Raw genomic sequence first — 16596 nt, 5'->3', positions numbered from 1 at the left:
TTTCCCTCACGACTCCTTTCTCCTGCATCCTCCTTCAAGCTCGCTCACGCTGCTCGGTCAAGAAGAAGTCCTCTTTTTGACAAACGCTCTAAAGGGCGAGCAGTCACACCGTCTGACCGCAACGAGCGTCAAGCCGTTGATGGGCAGACCTTGAGACGGTTGGGCCCCGCCTCAGCGCGGCAGGTCGCTTCCCCCCATCAGGAACTCGTCAACGGCGCGGGCGGCTTGGCGGCCCTCGCGGATGGCCCACACGACCAGGGACTGACCCCGACGCATATCGCCGGCAGCAAAGACGCCCGCCACATTGGTCGCGTAGCCGCCACGCTCCTCGGTGGTGGCCTGGGCATTGCCGCGTTGATCTCGGTTCACGCCGAAGGTCTCCAGCACGCTGCCCACTGGACTGACAAAGCCCATCGCCAGCAGCACGAGGTCGGTGGGCAGGACTTCCTCGCTGCCTTCAACCTCCACCATCTTGCCGCCCTGCCACTCCACACGGACGGTCTTGATGCCCACAACGTGGCCGTCCTCGCCCAGGAATTCTTTGGTGGCGATGGCGAACTCACGCTCGCCGCCTTCCTCATGGCTTGAGGAGGTGCGCAGCTTGTACGGCCAGTAGGGCCAGGTCAGGGGCTTGTTCTCGCGCTCGGGCGGCATGGGCAGCAGCTCGAACTGGGTGACGTGCGCCGCACCGTGGCGGTGCGAGGTGCCCATGCAGTCGGAGCCCGTGTCGCCGCCGCCGATCACGATGACGTGTTTGCCACCCGCGTGGAGCTGCTCGGGAAGGTGGTCCCCCGCGTTCACCCGGTTCTGCTGGGGCAGAAATTCCATGGCGAAGTGGACGCCCTTCAGGTCACGGCCCGGTACGGGCAAGTCGCGCGGCTGCTCGGCGCCGCCGGCCAGCAGCACGGCGTCGAACTTCTGGCGCAGCTCCTCGGGTGACACGGTTTCGCGCGCGAGGTTGGTGACGGTGGAGCCCTCGGGCAGCGCACCGACGAGGACACCCGTGCGGAAGGTGACGCCCTCGGCCTCCATTTGACGCACGCGGCGGTCGATCAGGTCCTTTTCCAGCTTGAAGTCCGGGATACCGTAGCGGAGCAGGCCGCCAACGCGGTCGTTCTTCTCGAAGACCGTTACGTCGTGGCCCGCACGGGCAAGTTGCTGCGCGGCAGCGAGGCCCGCCGGACCTGAGCCGATCACGGCCACGCGCTTCCCGGTGCGGAAGGGCGGAGGCTGCGGGGCAACCCAGCCTTCCTGCCAGGCGCGGTCAATGATGGCGCGCTCGATGGACTTGATCCCCACCGGCTCGTCGGTGAGGTTGAGGGTGCACGCCGCCTCGCACGGTGCGGGGCAGATGCGCCCGGTAAACTCGGGGAAGTTGTTCGTGGCGTGCAAGGCGTCGATGGCCCGCCGCCAGTCGTCACTGTAAACGAGGTCGTTCCAGTCGGGAATCAGGTTGCTGACCGGGCAGCCGCTGTTGCAAAAGGGGACGCCGCAGTCCATGCAGCGCGCGCCCTGCACGCGGGCCTGCTCGACGGTGAGTTCCTGCACGAACTCGTGGTAGTGCTTGAGGCGGGCGTCAATCGGCTCGTACGCCTCTTTGACCCGGTGGTATTCGAGAAAGCCGGTGACTTTGCCCATCATTTGCTCCTTACGTACGGGTGGGGCCGCCCTGGCAGCCCCCGTCCCGGCATCGTTTACTTGGTAAGAACGCCCGCGCCCTGTCCAGGGGCCTGCTGCTCGTTGCCGTTACCGGCCACGCGGCCCTTGTCGGCGTTCAGCTCGCCCAACGCGCGTTCGTACTCACGGGGGAAGACCTTGATAAACCGGGGAAGCGCCTCTTCCCACTGGTCGAGCAGTTCGCGGGCGCGCAGCGAGCCAGTCCACATGTGGTGGTCTTCCAGAAGCTGGCGCAGCTGCGCCTCGTCGGTCTGGCCCCGGTGCCAGAAGCGGCGCTCGATGCCCGCTTCCTGCTCAGCGGCGGACACAACGCGGTCCAGGGAAACCATCGCCGGGTTGCAGCGGCTGGCAAACTGGCCGTCCTCGTCGTACACGTAGGCGATCCCGCCCGACATACCGGCCGCGAAGTTGCGTCCGGTCTTGCCGAGGACCACGACGGTGCCGCCCGTCATGTACTCGCAGCCGTGATCGCCGGTGCCTTCTACCACTGCCGTCGCGCCGGACAGCCGCACCGCGAATCGCTCACCCGCCACGCCGCGCAAAAACGCCTCGCCGGAAGTCGCGCCGTACAGCACGGTGTTACCCACGATGATGTTGCGGGTGGCGTCGCCGCGGAAGTCGATGGAGGGGCGGACCACCACGCGGCCGCCGGAGAGGCCCTTGCCGGTGTAGTCGTTCGCGTCGCCGATGAGGTAGAGGGTGATCCCGTTTGCCAGGAAGGCGCCGAAAGACTGGCCGCCATGGCCTTCCATCTGGATGAACACGCTCTGGTCCGGCAGGCCCTCGGGGTGACGGCGAACCAGTTCACCCGAGAGCATCGCGCCCACCGTGCGGTTGACGTTGCGCGCCGTTTCGAGGAGCTTGACCTTTTCGCCGCGTTCCAGTGCCGGGCGGCACTTCTCGATGAGGGTCACGTCGAGGGCGTGCTCCAGGCCGTGGTCCTGGGTGGCGACGTGGCGGTGGGCCACCTCGGCGGGCGTTTCAGGGCGGTGGAAAACGCGGGAGAAGTCCAGCCCCTTGGCCTTCCAGTGCTCGGTCCCCTTGCGGGTGTCGAGCAGGTCCGAGCGCCCGATCAGGTCCTCGAAGCGGCGGATGCCCAGCGAGGCCATGATCTCGCGCACTTCCTCGGCCACGAAGAAGAAGTAGTTGATCACGTGCTCGGGCTTGCCGGAGAAGCGCTGGCGCAGCACGGGGTCCTGTGTCGCCACACCCACCGGACAGGTGTTGAGGTGACACTTGCGCATCATGATGCAGCCCTCGGCGACGAGCGGCGCGGTGGCGAAGCCAAACTCGTCGGCGCCCAGCAGCGCGCCGATCACCACGTCGCGTCCGGTCTTCATCTGGCCGTCGGCCTGCACCCGGATGCGGTCGCGCAGTCGGTTGAGCACCAAGGTCTGCTGCGTTTCCGCGAGGCCCAGTTCCCAGGGCGAACCGGCATGTTTGATCGAAGACCAGGGTGACGCGCCCGTCCCGCCGTCGTGCCCGGCGATGACCACGTGATCGGCCTTCGCCTTGGCCACGCCCGCCGCGATGGTGCCCACGCCGACTTCAGAGACCAGCTTGACGGAGATGTCTGCCGCCGGGTTCACGTTCTTGAGGTCGTGGATGAGCTGCGCGAGGTCCTCGATGGAATAGATGTCGTGGTGCGGTGGCGGAGAGATCAGGCCGACGCCGGGCACCGAGTGGCGCAGCATGCCGATGTACTCCGAGACCTTGCCGCCGGGCAGCTGGCCGCCCTCGCCGGGCTTGGCGCCCTGCGCCATCTTGATCTGAATCTGGTCGGCTGAGACGAGATAACCGGTGGTGACGCCAAAGCGGCCTGAGGCCACCTGCTTGATCTTGGAGCGCAGCGAGTCGCCGTCTTGCAGCGCGTAGTCGGCGGGAGCCTCAATGCGGCCTTCGCCCAGGATTTCGCTGAGGCGGCTTCCCGCCTGAATGCGCTTGCCCGCCAGCTCACTCCGGTAGCGCGCGGGGTCTTCCCCACCCTCACCGGTGTTGGACTTGCCGCCGATGCGGTTCATGGCCACGGCGAGCGTGGTGTGCGCCTCTGTGGAGATGGAGCCGAGAGACATGGCCCCCGTGGCAAAGCGCTTGACGATCTCGGAGGCGGGTTCGACTTCCTCCAGAGCAACCGCCTTCTCGGGGTCCGCCTTCAGCTCGAACAGGCCGCGCAGGGTCATGTGACGGCGGGACTGGTCGTTGATGATCGCTGCGTACTCGCGGTACGTCTCGAAGCGGCCCGAGCGCGTGGCGTGCTGGAGCTTGGCGATGGCGTCGGGCGTCCACATGTGCTCCTCGCCCTGCGAGCGCCAGGCGTACTCGCCGCCCACGTCCAGCCGGTCGATGTAGTTCGCGTCCTCGAGGAAGGCGGCGCGGTGGAGCCGCAGCGCCTCTTCCGCCACCTCGAACACGCCGATACCGCCCACCTGCGAGGAGGTGCCCCGGAAGTACTTCTGCACCATGTCCTCGCGCAGGCCAATGGCCTCGAAGATCTGCGCGCCGCAGTAGGACATGTAGGTGCTGATGCCCATCTTGGACATAATCTTGGACAGGCCCTTGCCTACGCCTTTGATGTAGTTGTAGACGGCCTTTTCGGGCGTCACGCCGTTCGGGTTGCCCTTGTACAGGTCTGCCAGCGTCTCCAGCGCGAGGTAGGGGTGAACGGCTTCCGCGCCGTAGCCTGCCAGGACGGCGAAGTGGTGGACCTCACGCGCCGAGCCAGTCTCCACCACGAGGCCCGCCGTGGTCCGCAGACCCTGGTGGACGAGGTGCTGGTGAACGGCGGAGAGGGCGAGGGCCGCCGGAATCGCCACGTGATCGCGGTCCATCCCCCGGTCCGTGAGGATGAGGATGTTGCTGCCGCCGCGGATGGCGTCCACGGCGTGCGCGCACAGGGAAGCGATGCGGGCCTCAATGCCCTCATTGCCCCAGGCGGCCGGGTAGCAGATGTCGAGTTCGCAGGAACGGAACTTGTCACCCGTCTGGCCCGCGATGCCGCGCAGCCGCGCCATATCCGCGAAGTCGAGGATGGGCTGCGAGACTTCCAGGCGCATGGGCGGGTTCACGGCATTGATGTCGAGCAGGTTGGGCTTGGGGCCGATAAAGGACACCAACGACATGACGACCTGCTCCCGGATGGGATCAATCGGGGGGTTGGTTACCTGCGCGAACAGCTGCCGGAAGTAGTTGTACAGCGGCTTGTTGCGGCTGGACAGCACGGCCAGGGGCGAGTCGTTGCCCATGGAGCCGATGCCCTCTTCCCCGGCGGCGGCCATGGGGTTGAGCAGGAACTTCAGGTCTTCTTGCGTGTAACCGAAGGCCTGCTGACGGTCCAGGAGCGACTCACGGTGCGTCACGCCCTTGCCATCCACGTTCAGCTCGTCGAGCTTGACGCGCACGCTGTCGATCCACTGGCGGTAGGGCTTGGCGGAGGCGTAGCGCGACTTGAGCTCCTCGTCTTCGAGGATGCGCCCCTCGTCGAGATCGAGGAGGAACATGCGGCCCGGCTGGAGTCGCCACTTCTTGGTGATCTTGTGCTCTGGGATAGGCAGCACGCCCGACTCAGAGGCCAGGACCACCAGATCGTCCTTGGTCACGATGTAACGCGCGGGGCGCAGGCCGTTGCGGTCCAGCGTCGCGCCGATCTGGCGGCCGTCGGTGAACACCATTGCGGCGGGACCGTCCCAGGGCTCCATCATCGCCGCGTGGTACTCGTAGAAGGCCCGGCGGCGTGGGTCCATGCCCTCGTGGCCTTCCCACGCTTCGGGAATCAGCATCATCGCGGCGTGCGCCAGCGGATAACCCGCCATCGTCAGCAGTTCGAGCGCATTGTCGAAGGTGGCCGTGTCGGACTGGCCGCGCAGGCTGATGGGGTAGAGCTTTTGCAGATCATCGCCCAACACGGGCGACTTCATCACGCCCTCGCGGGCACGCATCCAGTTGAAGTTGCCCTTGACGGTGTTGATCTCGCCGTTGTGGGCCACCATGCGGTAGGGGTGCGCGAGGTACCACTCGGGAAAGGTGTTGGTGGAAAAGCGCTGGTGGACGAGGGCGAGGGCCGAGACGACGCGCTCGTCCTGCAGGTCCAGGTAATACTCGCCCACCTGTCCGGCCAGCAGCAGGCCCTTGTAGATCACCGTGCGGCAGGACATGGAGGGCACGTAGTACTCGCGCCCATGGGTCAGCTTGAGGCGCAGGATGGCGAGCGACGCGCGCTTGCGGATCACGTACAGCTTGCGCTCCAAGGCGTCGGGCACCAGGATGTCGGGCCCGTGGCCGATAAAGACCTGGCGGATGACGGGCTCGCGGTCCCGCACGGCCGGAGACATCGGCATCTCTGCGTTGACGGGTACGTCGCGCCAACCGAGCAGCACCTGGCCCTCGGCCTTGATGGCACGTTCCAGCTCCTGCTCACACGCGAGGCGGGAAGCGTGCTCCTTGGGCAGGAAGATCATGCCCACGCCGTAATCGCCGGGAGGCGGCAGCGTAATGCCCTGCTTCGCCATTTCCTCGCGGTAGAACTCGTCGGGAATCTGAATCAGGATGCCCGCACCGTCGCCCATCAGGGGGTCCGAGCCGACGGCCCCGCGGTGATCGAGGTTTTCCAGGATCTTGAGGCCCTGGGTGACGATGCTGTGGGCCTTCTGGCCGCGCAGGTGGGCGATAAAGCCCACACCGCAGGCGTCATGCTCGTGTTCGGGGCTATACAGTCCCGCCGTGGTAGGGCCGCGCGTCTCCAAGGTCCCGGGTTCCTGCGGGGAAGGGTTAAGGATTTCATTTCGGTCCATCAGGGGCACTCCTCTCTCATCCCGGCGCGGCGCGCGGTATGTTGGAGAGAGTACACACTTCGCATAAATACGCCGCGCTGTTGTCCATGTCGGGAGCGCACAACATTACTTTTGCGCTTTTCAAAAGCGGCTTGAGCAGATGAGTTCCTTGACAAGCGAGAGGCGAAGGCACCTGTCCGGACGTCCGCCAACTCCCAGCCCTCGGTCTATTCGTTCCAGAGTTGGAGCTCCCGGACGCCAAGTGCCCCCGCATAAAGATGAAGGCGTGGCGCTTTGGCTCGCGTCTTCCCCCCGTTCGGTAGAATCGTGGGAAGTGCCTGATCCCCTCCCCGCCGCGACACCTGCCCCAAAGCCGAGCCCTGCATGACCCCACCTGACCCTTCCGCCGTGGCCCCGGCGCTCGCCCAGCTGCTGGAGACGAGCAGCGACATGGTGTTTGTGCTGGACGGTGAGGGCCGCTTTACCTACGCCAACCGGGCGGCGGCGGCGCTGGTGGAGTTGAGTCCCCAGGAGATCGTGGGCCACTCGCTGGAAAAAGACTTCCCCTATGCCTTCAGCACGCGCTGGCGTGCGGCGAGCCGGGAGGCGCGGGCATCGGGGCAGACCACCGAATACGAGGCCTTCAATCCGGTGCTGGGCCGCTGGGTGCGGGTGCAGATTGCGCCCGGAAACGGGAACCTGGCGGTGCAGATGCAGGACGTGACTCCTCTGAAACACGCGTCCGCGCTGGGCCAGGTGGCAGCGGCGCTGAGCGGGGCGGAACATCCGGACGAGGTGCTGCGCGCCATGCTGGAGCATGCGGTGGGCGCAGTGGGTGCGTATATGGGGGCCATCCTCACGCCGACCCCCGACGGTGAGCACCTCGCACTGCGCGGCGACGTGGGCTACAGCGCCGAGTTGCGCGGGCGTTTCGCCCGCTTTCCCCTCACGCTGGACCTCCCGCAGTGCGAGGCGGCGCGGACCGGGAAAGTCGTCTTTGTGGGAGGAGACGACTTCGACCGGCAGTATCCGGGGTCGGTGGGCCTCCGGTCCGGGGAGACGCGCAGCCTGGCGGCCTTTCCCCTGAACGTGGAGGGCAGGCTCTGGGGCGTTCTGGCGCTGAGCTTCCGGGAAGCGCGGCGCTTTGGCGGGGACGAGCGGCGCTTCCTGAGGACGCTGGTGGAGCAGTGCGTGCAGGCGCTGGGGCGCACGACGGTGGAGTCACGGCTGCACGAGCAGGCCGAGACCCTGGCAACGCTGAACCGCATCGGGCGCTCACTGTCTGCGGAACTGGACTTAAACCGGCTGGTGCAGGCGGTGACGGACGCAGGCGTGGAACTGACGGGCGCGCAGTTCGGGGCCTTTTTCTACAACCTGGTCAACGAGCGGCAGGAAAGCTACACCCTCTACACCCTGTCGGGAGTGCCCAGAGAGGCGTTCTCGCGCTTTCCGATGCCGCGCAACACGGCCATCTTTCACCCGACGTTTGTGGGCGAGGGCGTGTTGCGCTCGGCGGACATCACGAAAGACCCGCGCTACGGGCACGCTGCGCCGTATCACGGCATGCCGGAAGGGCACCTGCCCGTGCGCAGCTACCTGGCTGTGCCGGTCGTCTCCCGCTCGGGCGAGGTGCTGGGCGGTCTGTTTTTCGGGCACGCGGAGGTGGGCGTGTTTACCGAACAGGCCGAGAATCTGACGCTGGGACTGGCCGCGCAGACAGCGGTGGCGCTCGACAACTCGCGCCTCTACAGTCAGCTTCAGGGCAGCCACGCGCTGCTGGAGTGCCGGGTGGAGGCGCGCACCCGCGAACTGGAGGAGCAGGCGGCGGCGTTGGGAGCCTTCGTGCGCTTCACCGAGGCGGCGGGGCTCTCGACGGAGCTCCTCACCCTGGTGCGCGAGGTGTTCGCGGTCTTTTCCAGCTTTTTTACGGCGGGCAGCGCGGCGTACTACGAGCGCGAGGGAAGCTCGTGGCACGCCCGGGTGTGGACCGAGGACCTGGCCCCGGAGGTGGTGGCGAGCATCACGGCGGGTATTGCGGTGGACGCCCCCGCGTTCTCGAAAGCCGAGCGGACCGGGCAACCGGTGTTCGTGGACGGCTGGAACCCCGAACAGCAGCAGGTGGCCGCGACTCAGGAATACGGCACCGTGGCCCTGTACCCGATGGTGGTGGGCGGCGAGGTGGCGGGAATACTCGCGGTGGGCCTCAAGGACGTGCAGCGGTGGTCCGAGCCCTCACGGGCGGTGGTGCGCTCGGCGGGGCGCAGCTTGAACCTCGCGCTGGAACGGGCGGAAGTGGCCTCACAGCTTGCCGCGCAGCGTGACGCCCTGGAAGCGCGGACACGGGCGCTCGAAGCCTTTGCACGGCTCACGCGGGACCTGACGCTGGAGGCCGATCCCCACGCCCTTATCCGGCGGGCGAGCGAGATCGTGCTTTCCCTGCTGCCCGACGGTTACGCGATCTACTGGGAGAGGGAGGGCGACCTGTGGCGCATCGGGACGCAGGTGGGGGATGTGCGTCACCCCGAATTGCAGCGGCAACTGGAGGCGGGTTTGCCCTACGCGCAAACCCCTACAGTCCGGGTGCCTTTCGAGACGGGCGAGCCGCTTTACCAAGACGAGTACAACCGGCAGGGCGACAACCTCAAAGGCCGCGTGGAGCACATCAGCACGACCGTCTCGCTGCCCGTGAAGGTGGCGGGTGAGGTGCGGGGCGTGCTGGTGCTGGGGCTGTTCGGGCAACGGCGCTGGACCGTTACGGACCGCGCGCTGCTCGACACGGTGATGCGCAGCCTCACCCTGACGCTGGAGGGCGCGCGTTCAGCCCGGGCCCTGCAGGAGCGTACGGTGGAACTGGAGCGCAGCAACGCCGAACTGGAGCGCTTCGCGTATGTAGCCTCGCACGACCTGCAAGAGCCGCTGCGGACCATCGCGTCCTTTACCGAGCTGATCAACCGGCGCTACGGAGGACAGCTCGACGGATCCGGGCGCAAGTTCCTGGGGCTGGTGACGCAGGGGGCGGAGCGGATGAAGGTCCTCATCGACGACCTGCTCGTCTTCTCGCGCCTGAACTCGGTGCGCGAACCCCTGCGGGCCGTGCCGCTCGCCGGGCCGCTCCAGGAGGCGCTGGAGCGGCTGCGGGCCGCCACGGAGGGAAGCGGGGCGCGGGTGCAGGTGGGGAAACTCCCCGCCGTGCAGGGTGTGCCGTCCGAGCTGACACAACTGTTTCAGAATCTGATTGGCAACGCGCTGAAGTTTCGCCGCCCGGGCGTGACGCCGGAGGTGCGCATCACCGCCGAGCGCGTGGCTGAAGGCTGGCGCGTGGCCGTGCGCGACAACGGCATCGGCATCGAGCCCCAGTACCGCGAGCGCATCTTCCAGATTTTCCAGCGGCTGCACCTGCGTGAGGAGTACGAGGGCACCGGCATGGGCCTCGCCATCGTCCGCAAGGTGGCCGAGCATCACGGCGGAACGGTGTGGGTGGAGAGCGTACCGGGCGAGGGCAGCGCCTTTTTCTTCACCCTCAGGGACGCGGGCGAAGCCGGGTAGAGGCGCGTCGCAGGTCCGCCCTCCTATGGTCTTTTGCAGGGCGTGTGTCACTGTAGGGCCATGAGTCAGGGCACCTGCACGCACGAGGGCAGCATCCTTCTTCTGGAACCGGCGCACACAGGGAAGCAGGTGTGCGAGGACTGCGTGAAGACCGGAGACACCTGGGTTCACCTGCGGATGTGCATGACCTGCGGGCACGTGGGCTGCTGCGATTCGAGCAAGAACAGGCACGCCACCCGCCACTTCGGGGAGACGGGGCATCCCATCGTCCGCTCGGTGGAACCGGGCGAAGCGTGGCGCTGGTGCTACGTGGACCGGGTGACCCTGGGGTGAGGCCCACCCTCGACGACTTGCGGCAGGTCACCGTGCTGGCCGACCTGCCGGAGGCAGACCTGGCGTGGATCGCCGAACACGCCGAAGTCCACGCCCTCGCCAACGGCGAAGTCCTTGTCCATGCCGGGGACCCCGCCGGTCACCTGCACCTGATGTTTTCCGGACAGATCGAGTACACCGGCGAGGTGGGTGGGCAACCCATTCGCTGGGTGGTGGCGGGCGGCGAGGTCAGCGGCCTGCTGCCGCACTCGCGCATGACGCACTTTCCGTCCACCGGGCGGGCCGTGGGGCTGACGCGGCTGGCGACGTTTCCGGGAGCGCTGTTCGGGGAGTTGCGGGAGCGCATTCCCGCGCTGGAGCCGCGCTTTATGGCGGTGCTGGCCGACCGCATCCGGGTGGCGGTCCAGGCCGACGAGCAGCGCGAACGCCTGAGCGCCCTGGGCAAACTCTCTGCGGGGCTGGCGCACGAACTGAACAACCCCGCGGCGGCGGTTCGCAGCGCGGCGGCGGCCCTGGAGACGCGGCTGGGCACCCTGCCTCAGTTGCTGCGCGCCTGGCTGGAGGCGGCCCCGGAGCCAGACGCTTTGGAAGCCCTGGAGGACGCCGCCCGCACCGCCATGACCCGCATGGACGAGCGCCTGACGCCGCTGCGCCGCTCGGAACTGGAAGACGAGGTGGCCGACTGGCTCGCGGACGAGGGGGTGCCGGGCGCAGCGGAACGCGCGGGCACGCTGGTGGAAGGGGGGGTGCGCCTCCCGGACCTCACGCAGCTGGCCGCCGCGTGTCCGCAGGGCGGCGCGACGGGTGTGGCCTACCTGGAATTCCGGCTCGCCAGCCTGGCCCTGCTGCGCGACGTGCTGCACGCGGCGGGGCGCATCTCGGACCTGGTGGCGAGCGTGAAGACCTACTCCCACATGGACCGGGGCGGGGACCGCGCCCGCGCGGATGTGCGCCGGGGCCTGGACAGCACGGTGACGATGCTCGCGTACAAGCTGCGCTCGAAAAAGATCACGGTAACGCGCGAGTACGCGCCGGACCTGCCGCCCGTCCTCGCCGACGAGGGAGCGCTGAACCAGGTGTGGACCAACCTCCTGGTCAACGCTGTGGACGCGCTGCCCGAGGGCGGGCACGTCACCCTGAAGGCCGGGGAGCGCGGTGGGCAGGTGGCGGTGAGCGTCATCGACGACGGTCCCGGCATTCCGCCCGAGATCCAGGGCCGCATCTTCGAGCCTTTTTTCACCACCAAGCCCGTGGGCGAGGGCAGCGGCCTGGGGCTGGATCTGGTGAGCCGGATCGTGATGCGCCAGCATGGCGGCACGGTGCGCGTGAGCAGCCAGCCGGGGCACACCGAATTCGCGGTGCTGCTGCCGGCGGCGCTGTAGCGCGCGGCGCACAGCTGGCTTCCACCTCTTTTCCACCTACCGCTGACCACTTCCCACGCACACCCAGGTCACCCACCCAGGACAGGAGTTTTCCCCTTGACCCTCACCCAGACACCCAAACCCGTGATGCTCGTCGTGGACGACGACCCCGACGTGCTGCGCGCCGTGGCCCGTGACCTGCGCGCCCGCTACAGCGCCGATTACCGCGTGCTGCGGGCGGAAAGCGGTGAGGAGGCGCTGGACGCCCTGAAGGAGGTGCGCGAGCGGGGCGATCCCGTGGCGCTGCTGCTCAGCGACCAGCGGATGCCAGGGTTGGACGGGGTGGCCTTCTTGTCCCGCGCCGCCGCCCTGTTTCCCGGCGCCAAGCGGGCGCTGCTCACCGCCTATGCCGACACCGACGCGGCCATCCGGGCGATCAACGAGTCGCAGGTGCATTTTTACCTCACCAAGCCCTGGGACCCGCCGCAGGAGCAGCTCTACCCGGTGCTTGACGACCTGCTGGACGACTGGCGCGGTGAGTTCAAGCCGGGCTACGGCGGCCTGAAGATCGTCGGCGACCGCTGGTCTCCACGCTCGCACGACCTGCGCGATTTTCTGGCACGCAACGGCGTGCCGTACACCTTCTATGACCTGGAGACGAACGACGAAGCGCAGGAACTGCTGGGAGACGAGGGCGGTGAGGCCCTGCCCCTGGTGATCCTGCCCGGCGGCGAGCGCCTGGCCGACCCTGACCCGGCAGCGGTGGCAGAGGCCGTGGGGCTTTCCCGGCCCGCCTCCCGGCCTTTTTACGACCTCGCCATCGTGGGGGGCGGCCCGGCGGGGCTGGCGGCAGCGGTGTATGGGGCGTCCGAGGGGCTGTCCACGCTGCTGATCGAGCGCGAGGCTCCGGGCGGGCAGGCGGGCACGTCGTCACGCATCGAGAATTACCTGGGCTTTCCAGCCGGGCTCTCGGGCGGAGACCTGGCGCGGCGGGCGGTGGCGCAGGCGCAGAAGTTCGGGGTGGACCTGCTGACCCCAAGGGACGTGACCTCCCTGCGGGTGGAAGGACCGTACAAGGTGCTGGAGGTGGCGGGTGAGGGCGAGATCAGCGCGCACGCGGTGGTGATCGCCACGGGCGTGAGCTGGCAGAAACTTCCGGCGCAGGGGGCCGAGGCGCTGACCGGGCGCGGGGTGTACTACGGCGCAGCCCGCTCGGAGGCCGTGGACTGCGCGGGAGAGAACGTGTATATCGTCGGCGCGGGCAACTCGGCGGGACAGGCGGCAATGTACTTTTCGCAGGCGGCGGCGCAGGTGACCATGCTGGTACGGGGCGCGAGCCTGGAGGCCAGGATGAGCCAGTATCTCGTGGACCAGATTCGCAAGACGCCGAACATCGGGGTGCTGACCCGCCACGAGGTTATGGCCGTGCACGGCGAGGAGCGGCTGGAGAAATTGACCCTGAAAAACTGCGAGACGGGCGAGGAACGCACCGTCCCCACGCACTTCCTCTTCTCCTTTATCGGGGCCGCGCCGCACACCGGCTGGCTGGACGGCGTGGTGGCGCGCGACGCGCGGGGTTTTCTGCGCGTGGGTGACCAACTGCGCGAGGACGATCTGCGCGGGTGGCCGCTGGAACGGGCCCCCTTTCCGCTGGAGACGAACGTTCCCGGTATCTTCGCGGTGGGCGACGTGCGCTCCACCAGCGTCAAGCGCGTTGCCTCGGCGGTGGGCGAAGGCTCGGTCACGGTGTCGTTCGTTCACCAGCACCTCGCCGGGTTGTAGGGGCCCCCACCCGCGACCATGCCCTCCATGTTCCGTTCTGTTGTGCTGTTCGTGCTCGCGGGTGCCGCAGAAATCGGCGGCGGTTACCTGGTGTGGCTGTGGCTGCGCGAGGGCCGCCCCCTCTGGGTGGGTTTGCTGGGAGCGCTTACCCTCGTGCTTTACGGCATCCTTCCCACCCTACAACCGGCTTCGTTCGACTTTGCCCGGGCCTACGCCGCGTATGGCGGCCTGTTTATCGCCCTGTCTCTGCTGTGGGGGCAGGTGGTGGAGGGCCGCACACCCGATTCGCCCAGCCTCTGGGGCGCGGGGCTGGCGCTGATCGGCGCGGGGATCATCGCCTACTGGCCCCGGTAGCCGTGCCCGCCGGGAAGGGAGCCTGACCTCCAGGATCCTCGCGGGCCCCGCCCCTGTCACGCCGGGCACAACGGTTTCCGAAGCTTCTTCCAGCGGCGTGGCCCACGCTTTTTACACTGCCTTCGCGCGTCGGGGCGATGGTGGCCGTTTACGCTCCCGGGGCCACCTTTTAGGATCCGGTGCTCCGCAGGCTGGACCGGGCGAAGACGGCTTATGGCGCACCCTGCTGGGGCGGGCCAATCCAGGGCCTTGGCCCTGAGGGCGACACAGTGCGGGTCCAGCAGGAGCCGCGCTACAGTACAGCTTCAGCGGCCCCGGGCGGCGGGTACCCAGCGTGATCGGGGCGCGGCTCAGGGCAAGCGGTGTGCCGTACGGTCTGGCCCCCCGGCACTTTCCTCACCCCAAGATCACGCCTCCGCAGGCTGCGGCCGGCCCAGGAAGTAGCCCTGCCCGGCGTCGCAGCCGAGGGCACGAATTTCTTCGAGTTGCTCGGCGGTCTCGATGCCTTCCACCACCACGCACAGCTGCAGTCCACGCGCCATACCCACGGCGGCCTGCAGGAGGGGCCGGGTGGAACGCGGGGCGTCCAGGCCTGCCGTGAACGAGCGGTCCACCTTCAGCACGTCCACGGGCAGGTGCGCAAGCTGATGAAGGTTGGCCTGCCCGGCCCCGAAGTCGTCGAGGGCCAGCCACACCCCCAGCTCGCGTACCTGGGCCATTCGGGCTCTAGAGGCGTCGAGGTCACGCAGGGCGGCGGTCTCGGTGAGTTCGAGCATCAGGGCCTCGGGCGGCAGGCCCGACTCGCGCAGCGCCGTTTCCACCCCGTCCACAAAGCCGGGGTGGGCGAGCTGAACCGCCGAGACGTTCACCGACATGCGGCCCCGGTATTCCCCCGCGTCCAGCCAGCGCCGGGCCTGGGCACACGCGGCGCGCAGCACCCAGGCGCCCAGATCGAGCATCAGCCCGCCCTCCTCGGCCAGCGGCACGAACTCAGCGGGCGACACCGGCCCGAGGACCGGATGCGTCCAGCGCAGCAGCGCTTCGGTGGCCCAGGGTGCGCCCGTCTCCAGCTCCAGCAGCGGTTGGTAGTGCAGCGTGAGGCCTCCACCCCGCAGCGCCGCGTGTAGATCTGTCACCAACCGGGTGCGGCGCAGGGCCTCCTGCCCGAAGCGGGCGGTGGCGCGCACGATGGCGTTGCGTCCCCCCTGCTTGGCGTGATCCACCGCCAACCCCGCACGCCCCAGCAGGGTCCCCGCGTCCAGTCCATCATCGGGAAATACGCTGACCCCGATGCTGGCGGTGAGGTGCAGGGCCTGTCCACCAAAGCTCCAGGGGGCCCGCAACGCCGCCGACACCCGGTCGGCCACCCGCAGCGCGTCGGCCTCCCCCGCCAGGCGGGGCAGCAGCACGGCGAACTCGTCGGCTCCCAACCGGCCGAGCACGTCGTCCTCGCGCACGGTCCGGCGCAGACGCTGGCCCACCTCGTGAAGCAGGGCGTCGCCCGCCGGGTGGCCGTGGGAGTCGTTGACATGCTTGAATCCGTCGAGGTCCACCAGCAGCAGCGCGCCGGTCGTTTCGCTCGTTCCGGCGGCCGCCAGGGCCGCCTGCAACTCGTCTTCGAAATGCGCGCGGTTGAGCAGCCCCGTCAGGGGATCGTGCCACGCGAGGTGAACGAGCTGGCCCTGCAACCGGCCCTGCTCGATGGCCACCGCCGCTTGATCGACCAGCGATTGCAGCAGCGCGAGGTCCGCCGGACTGAAGTCGCGCTGGTTGGGACGGTTGATCACGGTCAAGGTCCCGACCACCACTCCACCGGAGTGCAGGGGCAGCACCGCCACGCAGCCGCACTCCGTCTCGGACCGGGTGGCCTGCACCGCGCTGCTCTCGCGGGAATCGGGCTCGCCCCTGGGCGACAGTGCGGGGCGGCCCTCGCGCAGCACCCAGCCGCTCAGCCCCTCCCACAGTTCCTCAAAGGTCACCCGCTGCACCTGGGCGGCTCCCGGACCCGCCACGTGCCAGGCGTCTACCTCGTGCCCCGTCATGTCAAAGGCGACCAGGCTGGCGCGGTCGGCCCCAACCGCCTGAACGGCCCGCTCCACCACGGTCTGCAAGACCTCCTCGCGGCGCCCCGCGCCCGCCAGCGCCCGGCTCACGTCGTACAGGGCGCGCACCCGGCGCAGCTCGTCGCTCAGGTCCCCGTGCAGCTGCGCGGCCCGCAGGGCCGTCCCCAGAAAGACGCCCAGGACGTCGCCCAGTTCCTCGGACACCAGGGCCCGGTTGCGCGGGGGCACGTTCCACACCAGCAAGACGCCCTGAACCGCCTGGCCGTCGTGCAGGGGCAGGGCAACGTGGCTCAGGTCCGCCGGGCCGTCAGGCCAGGGCACCGGCTGGCGGCCCACTTCGGCGCGCGCAAGCGCTTCGCTCCAGCCAGGGGGCAGGTCCGGCAGGAATCCGGACTGGTCCACCTGGGCCCAGTCGCCTTCCCGCCACACATACAGCCGCACGCCCGAACAGGCCAGGAGCTGCCGGGTCTCCAGGCAGACTGGGCCGTACATCGCTTCCGCCGTCCCACCCTCGGCGGCGCGCGCCAGCCGGGTCAGCGTCCGCGCCAGCCGCTGCGCGGGTGCACCCTCGCCGGAGGGCTGGCCCACGGTCACCCCCACCTCACCCTCAGGCATGGCAGTTTCCCCCAGCGCAGCTCATCCACGGCACACCGCAGGCTAATCGGGCGGCTCTGTCCGGCCTCTTACGCTCCTGAGCGCGGCGCCCACGCCCAT

Annotated in this window: 8 protein-coding genes; 5 read left to right on the top strand and 3 right to left on the bottom strand. The window is 68.5% G+C overall.

The window, feature by feature from the left end:
- Positions 1-171: 171 nt before the first annotated feature.
- Positions 172-1638, bottom strand: a complete 1467-nt coding sequence (locus B9A95_RS03930; protein WP_084045817.1) for a glutamate synthase subunit beta — start codon at positions 1636-1638, stop codon at positions 172-174.
- A gap of 56 nt (positions 1639-1694) precedes the next feature.
- Positions 1695-6464 carry a glutamate synthase-related protein gene (locus tag B9A95_RS03925; protein WP_084045816.1) on the bottom strand — a complete coding sequence of 1590 codons (4770 nt, stop codon included), beginning with the start codon at positions 6462-6464 and terminating at the stop codon, positions 1695-1697.
- A gap of 363 nt (positions 6465-6827) precedes the next feature.
- Between B9A95_RS03925 and B9A95_RS03920 the strand changes: the two genes are divergently transcribed.
- The 5 genes from B9A95_RS03920 to B9A95_RS03900 all read left to right on the top strand — a co-directional run bounded on the left by B9A95_RS03920 (position 6828) and on the right by B9A95_RS03900 (position 13819).
- Positions 6828-9989: a GAF domain-containing protein gene (locus B9A95_RS03920; protein ID WP_084045634.1), complete on the top strand. Its 3162-nt coding sequence runs from the start codon at positions 6828-6830 to the stop codon at positions 9987-9989.
- Between the two features lie 60 nt (positions 9990-10049).
- Entirely contained in the window at positions 10050-10322 is a 273-nt protein-coding gene (locus B9A95_RS03915; protein ID WP_084045633.1) for a UBP-type zinc finger domain-containing protein, read from the top strand.
- The gene (locus B9A95_RS03910; RefSeq protein WP_084045632.1) at positions 10319-11704 is read left to right on the top strand and encodes an ATP-binding protein; all 1386 of its coding nucleotides are present in this window, start codon (positions 10319-10321) and stop codon (positions 11702-11704) included. Before B9A95_RS03915 ends, B9A95_RS03910 begins: the two co-directional genes overlap by 4 nt.
- Positions 11705-11800: 96 nt before the next feature.
- Positions 11801-13465 (top strand): response regulator, encoded by a 1665-nt coding sequence (locus tag B9A95_RS03905; RefSeq protein ID WP_245808123.1) that lies wholly within the window; start codon positions 11801-11803, stop codon positions 13463-13465.
- Positions 13466-13492: 27 nt separating this feature from the next.
- On the top strand, positions 13493-13819 hold the full coding sequence (locus B9A95_RS03900) for a YnfA family protein (RefSeq protein ID WP_084045631.1): 327 nt from the start codon (positions 13493-13495) through the stop codon (positions 13817-13819).
- Positions 13820-14226: 407 nt separating this feature from the next.
- Here B9A95_RS03900 and B9A95_RS03895 read toward each other — a convergent pair whose 3' ends face one another.
- Positions 14227-16497 carry a putative bifunctional diguanylate cyclase/phosphodiesterase gene (locus B9A95_RS03895; protein ID WP_084045630.1) on the bottom strand — a complete coding sequence of 757 codons (2271 nt, stop codon included), beginning with the start codon at positions 16495-16497 and terminating at the stop codon, positions 14227-14229.
- Between the last annotated feature and the right edge of the window lie 99 nt (positions 16498-16596).

The sequence above is a fragment of the Deinococcus hopiensis KR-140 genome, from assembly GCF_900176165.1.
Taxonomy (GTDB): domain Bacteria; phylum Deinococcota; class Deinococci; order Deinococcales; family Deinococcaceae; genus Deinococcus; species Deinococcus hopiensis.
Note: the sequence above shows the minus strand (reverse complement) of the source record. Positions and strands in the feature narration are given on the sequence as shown.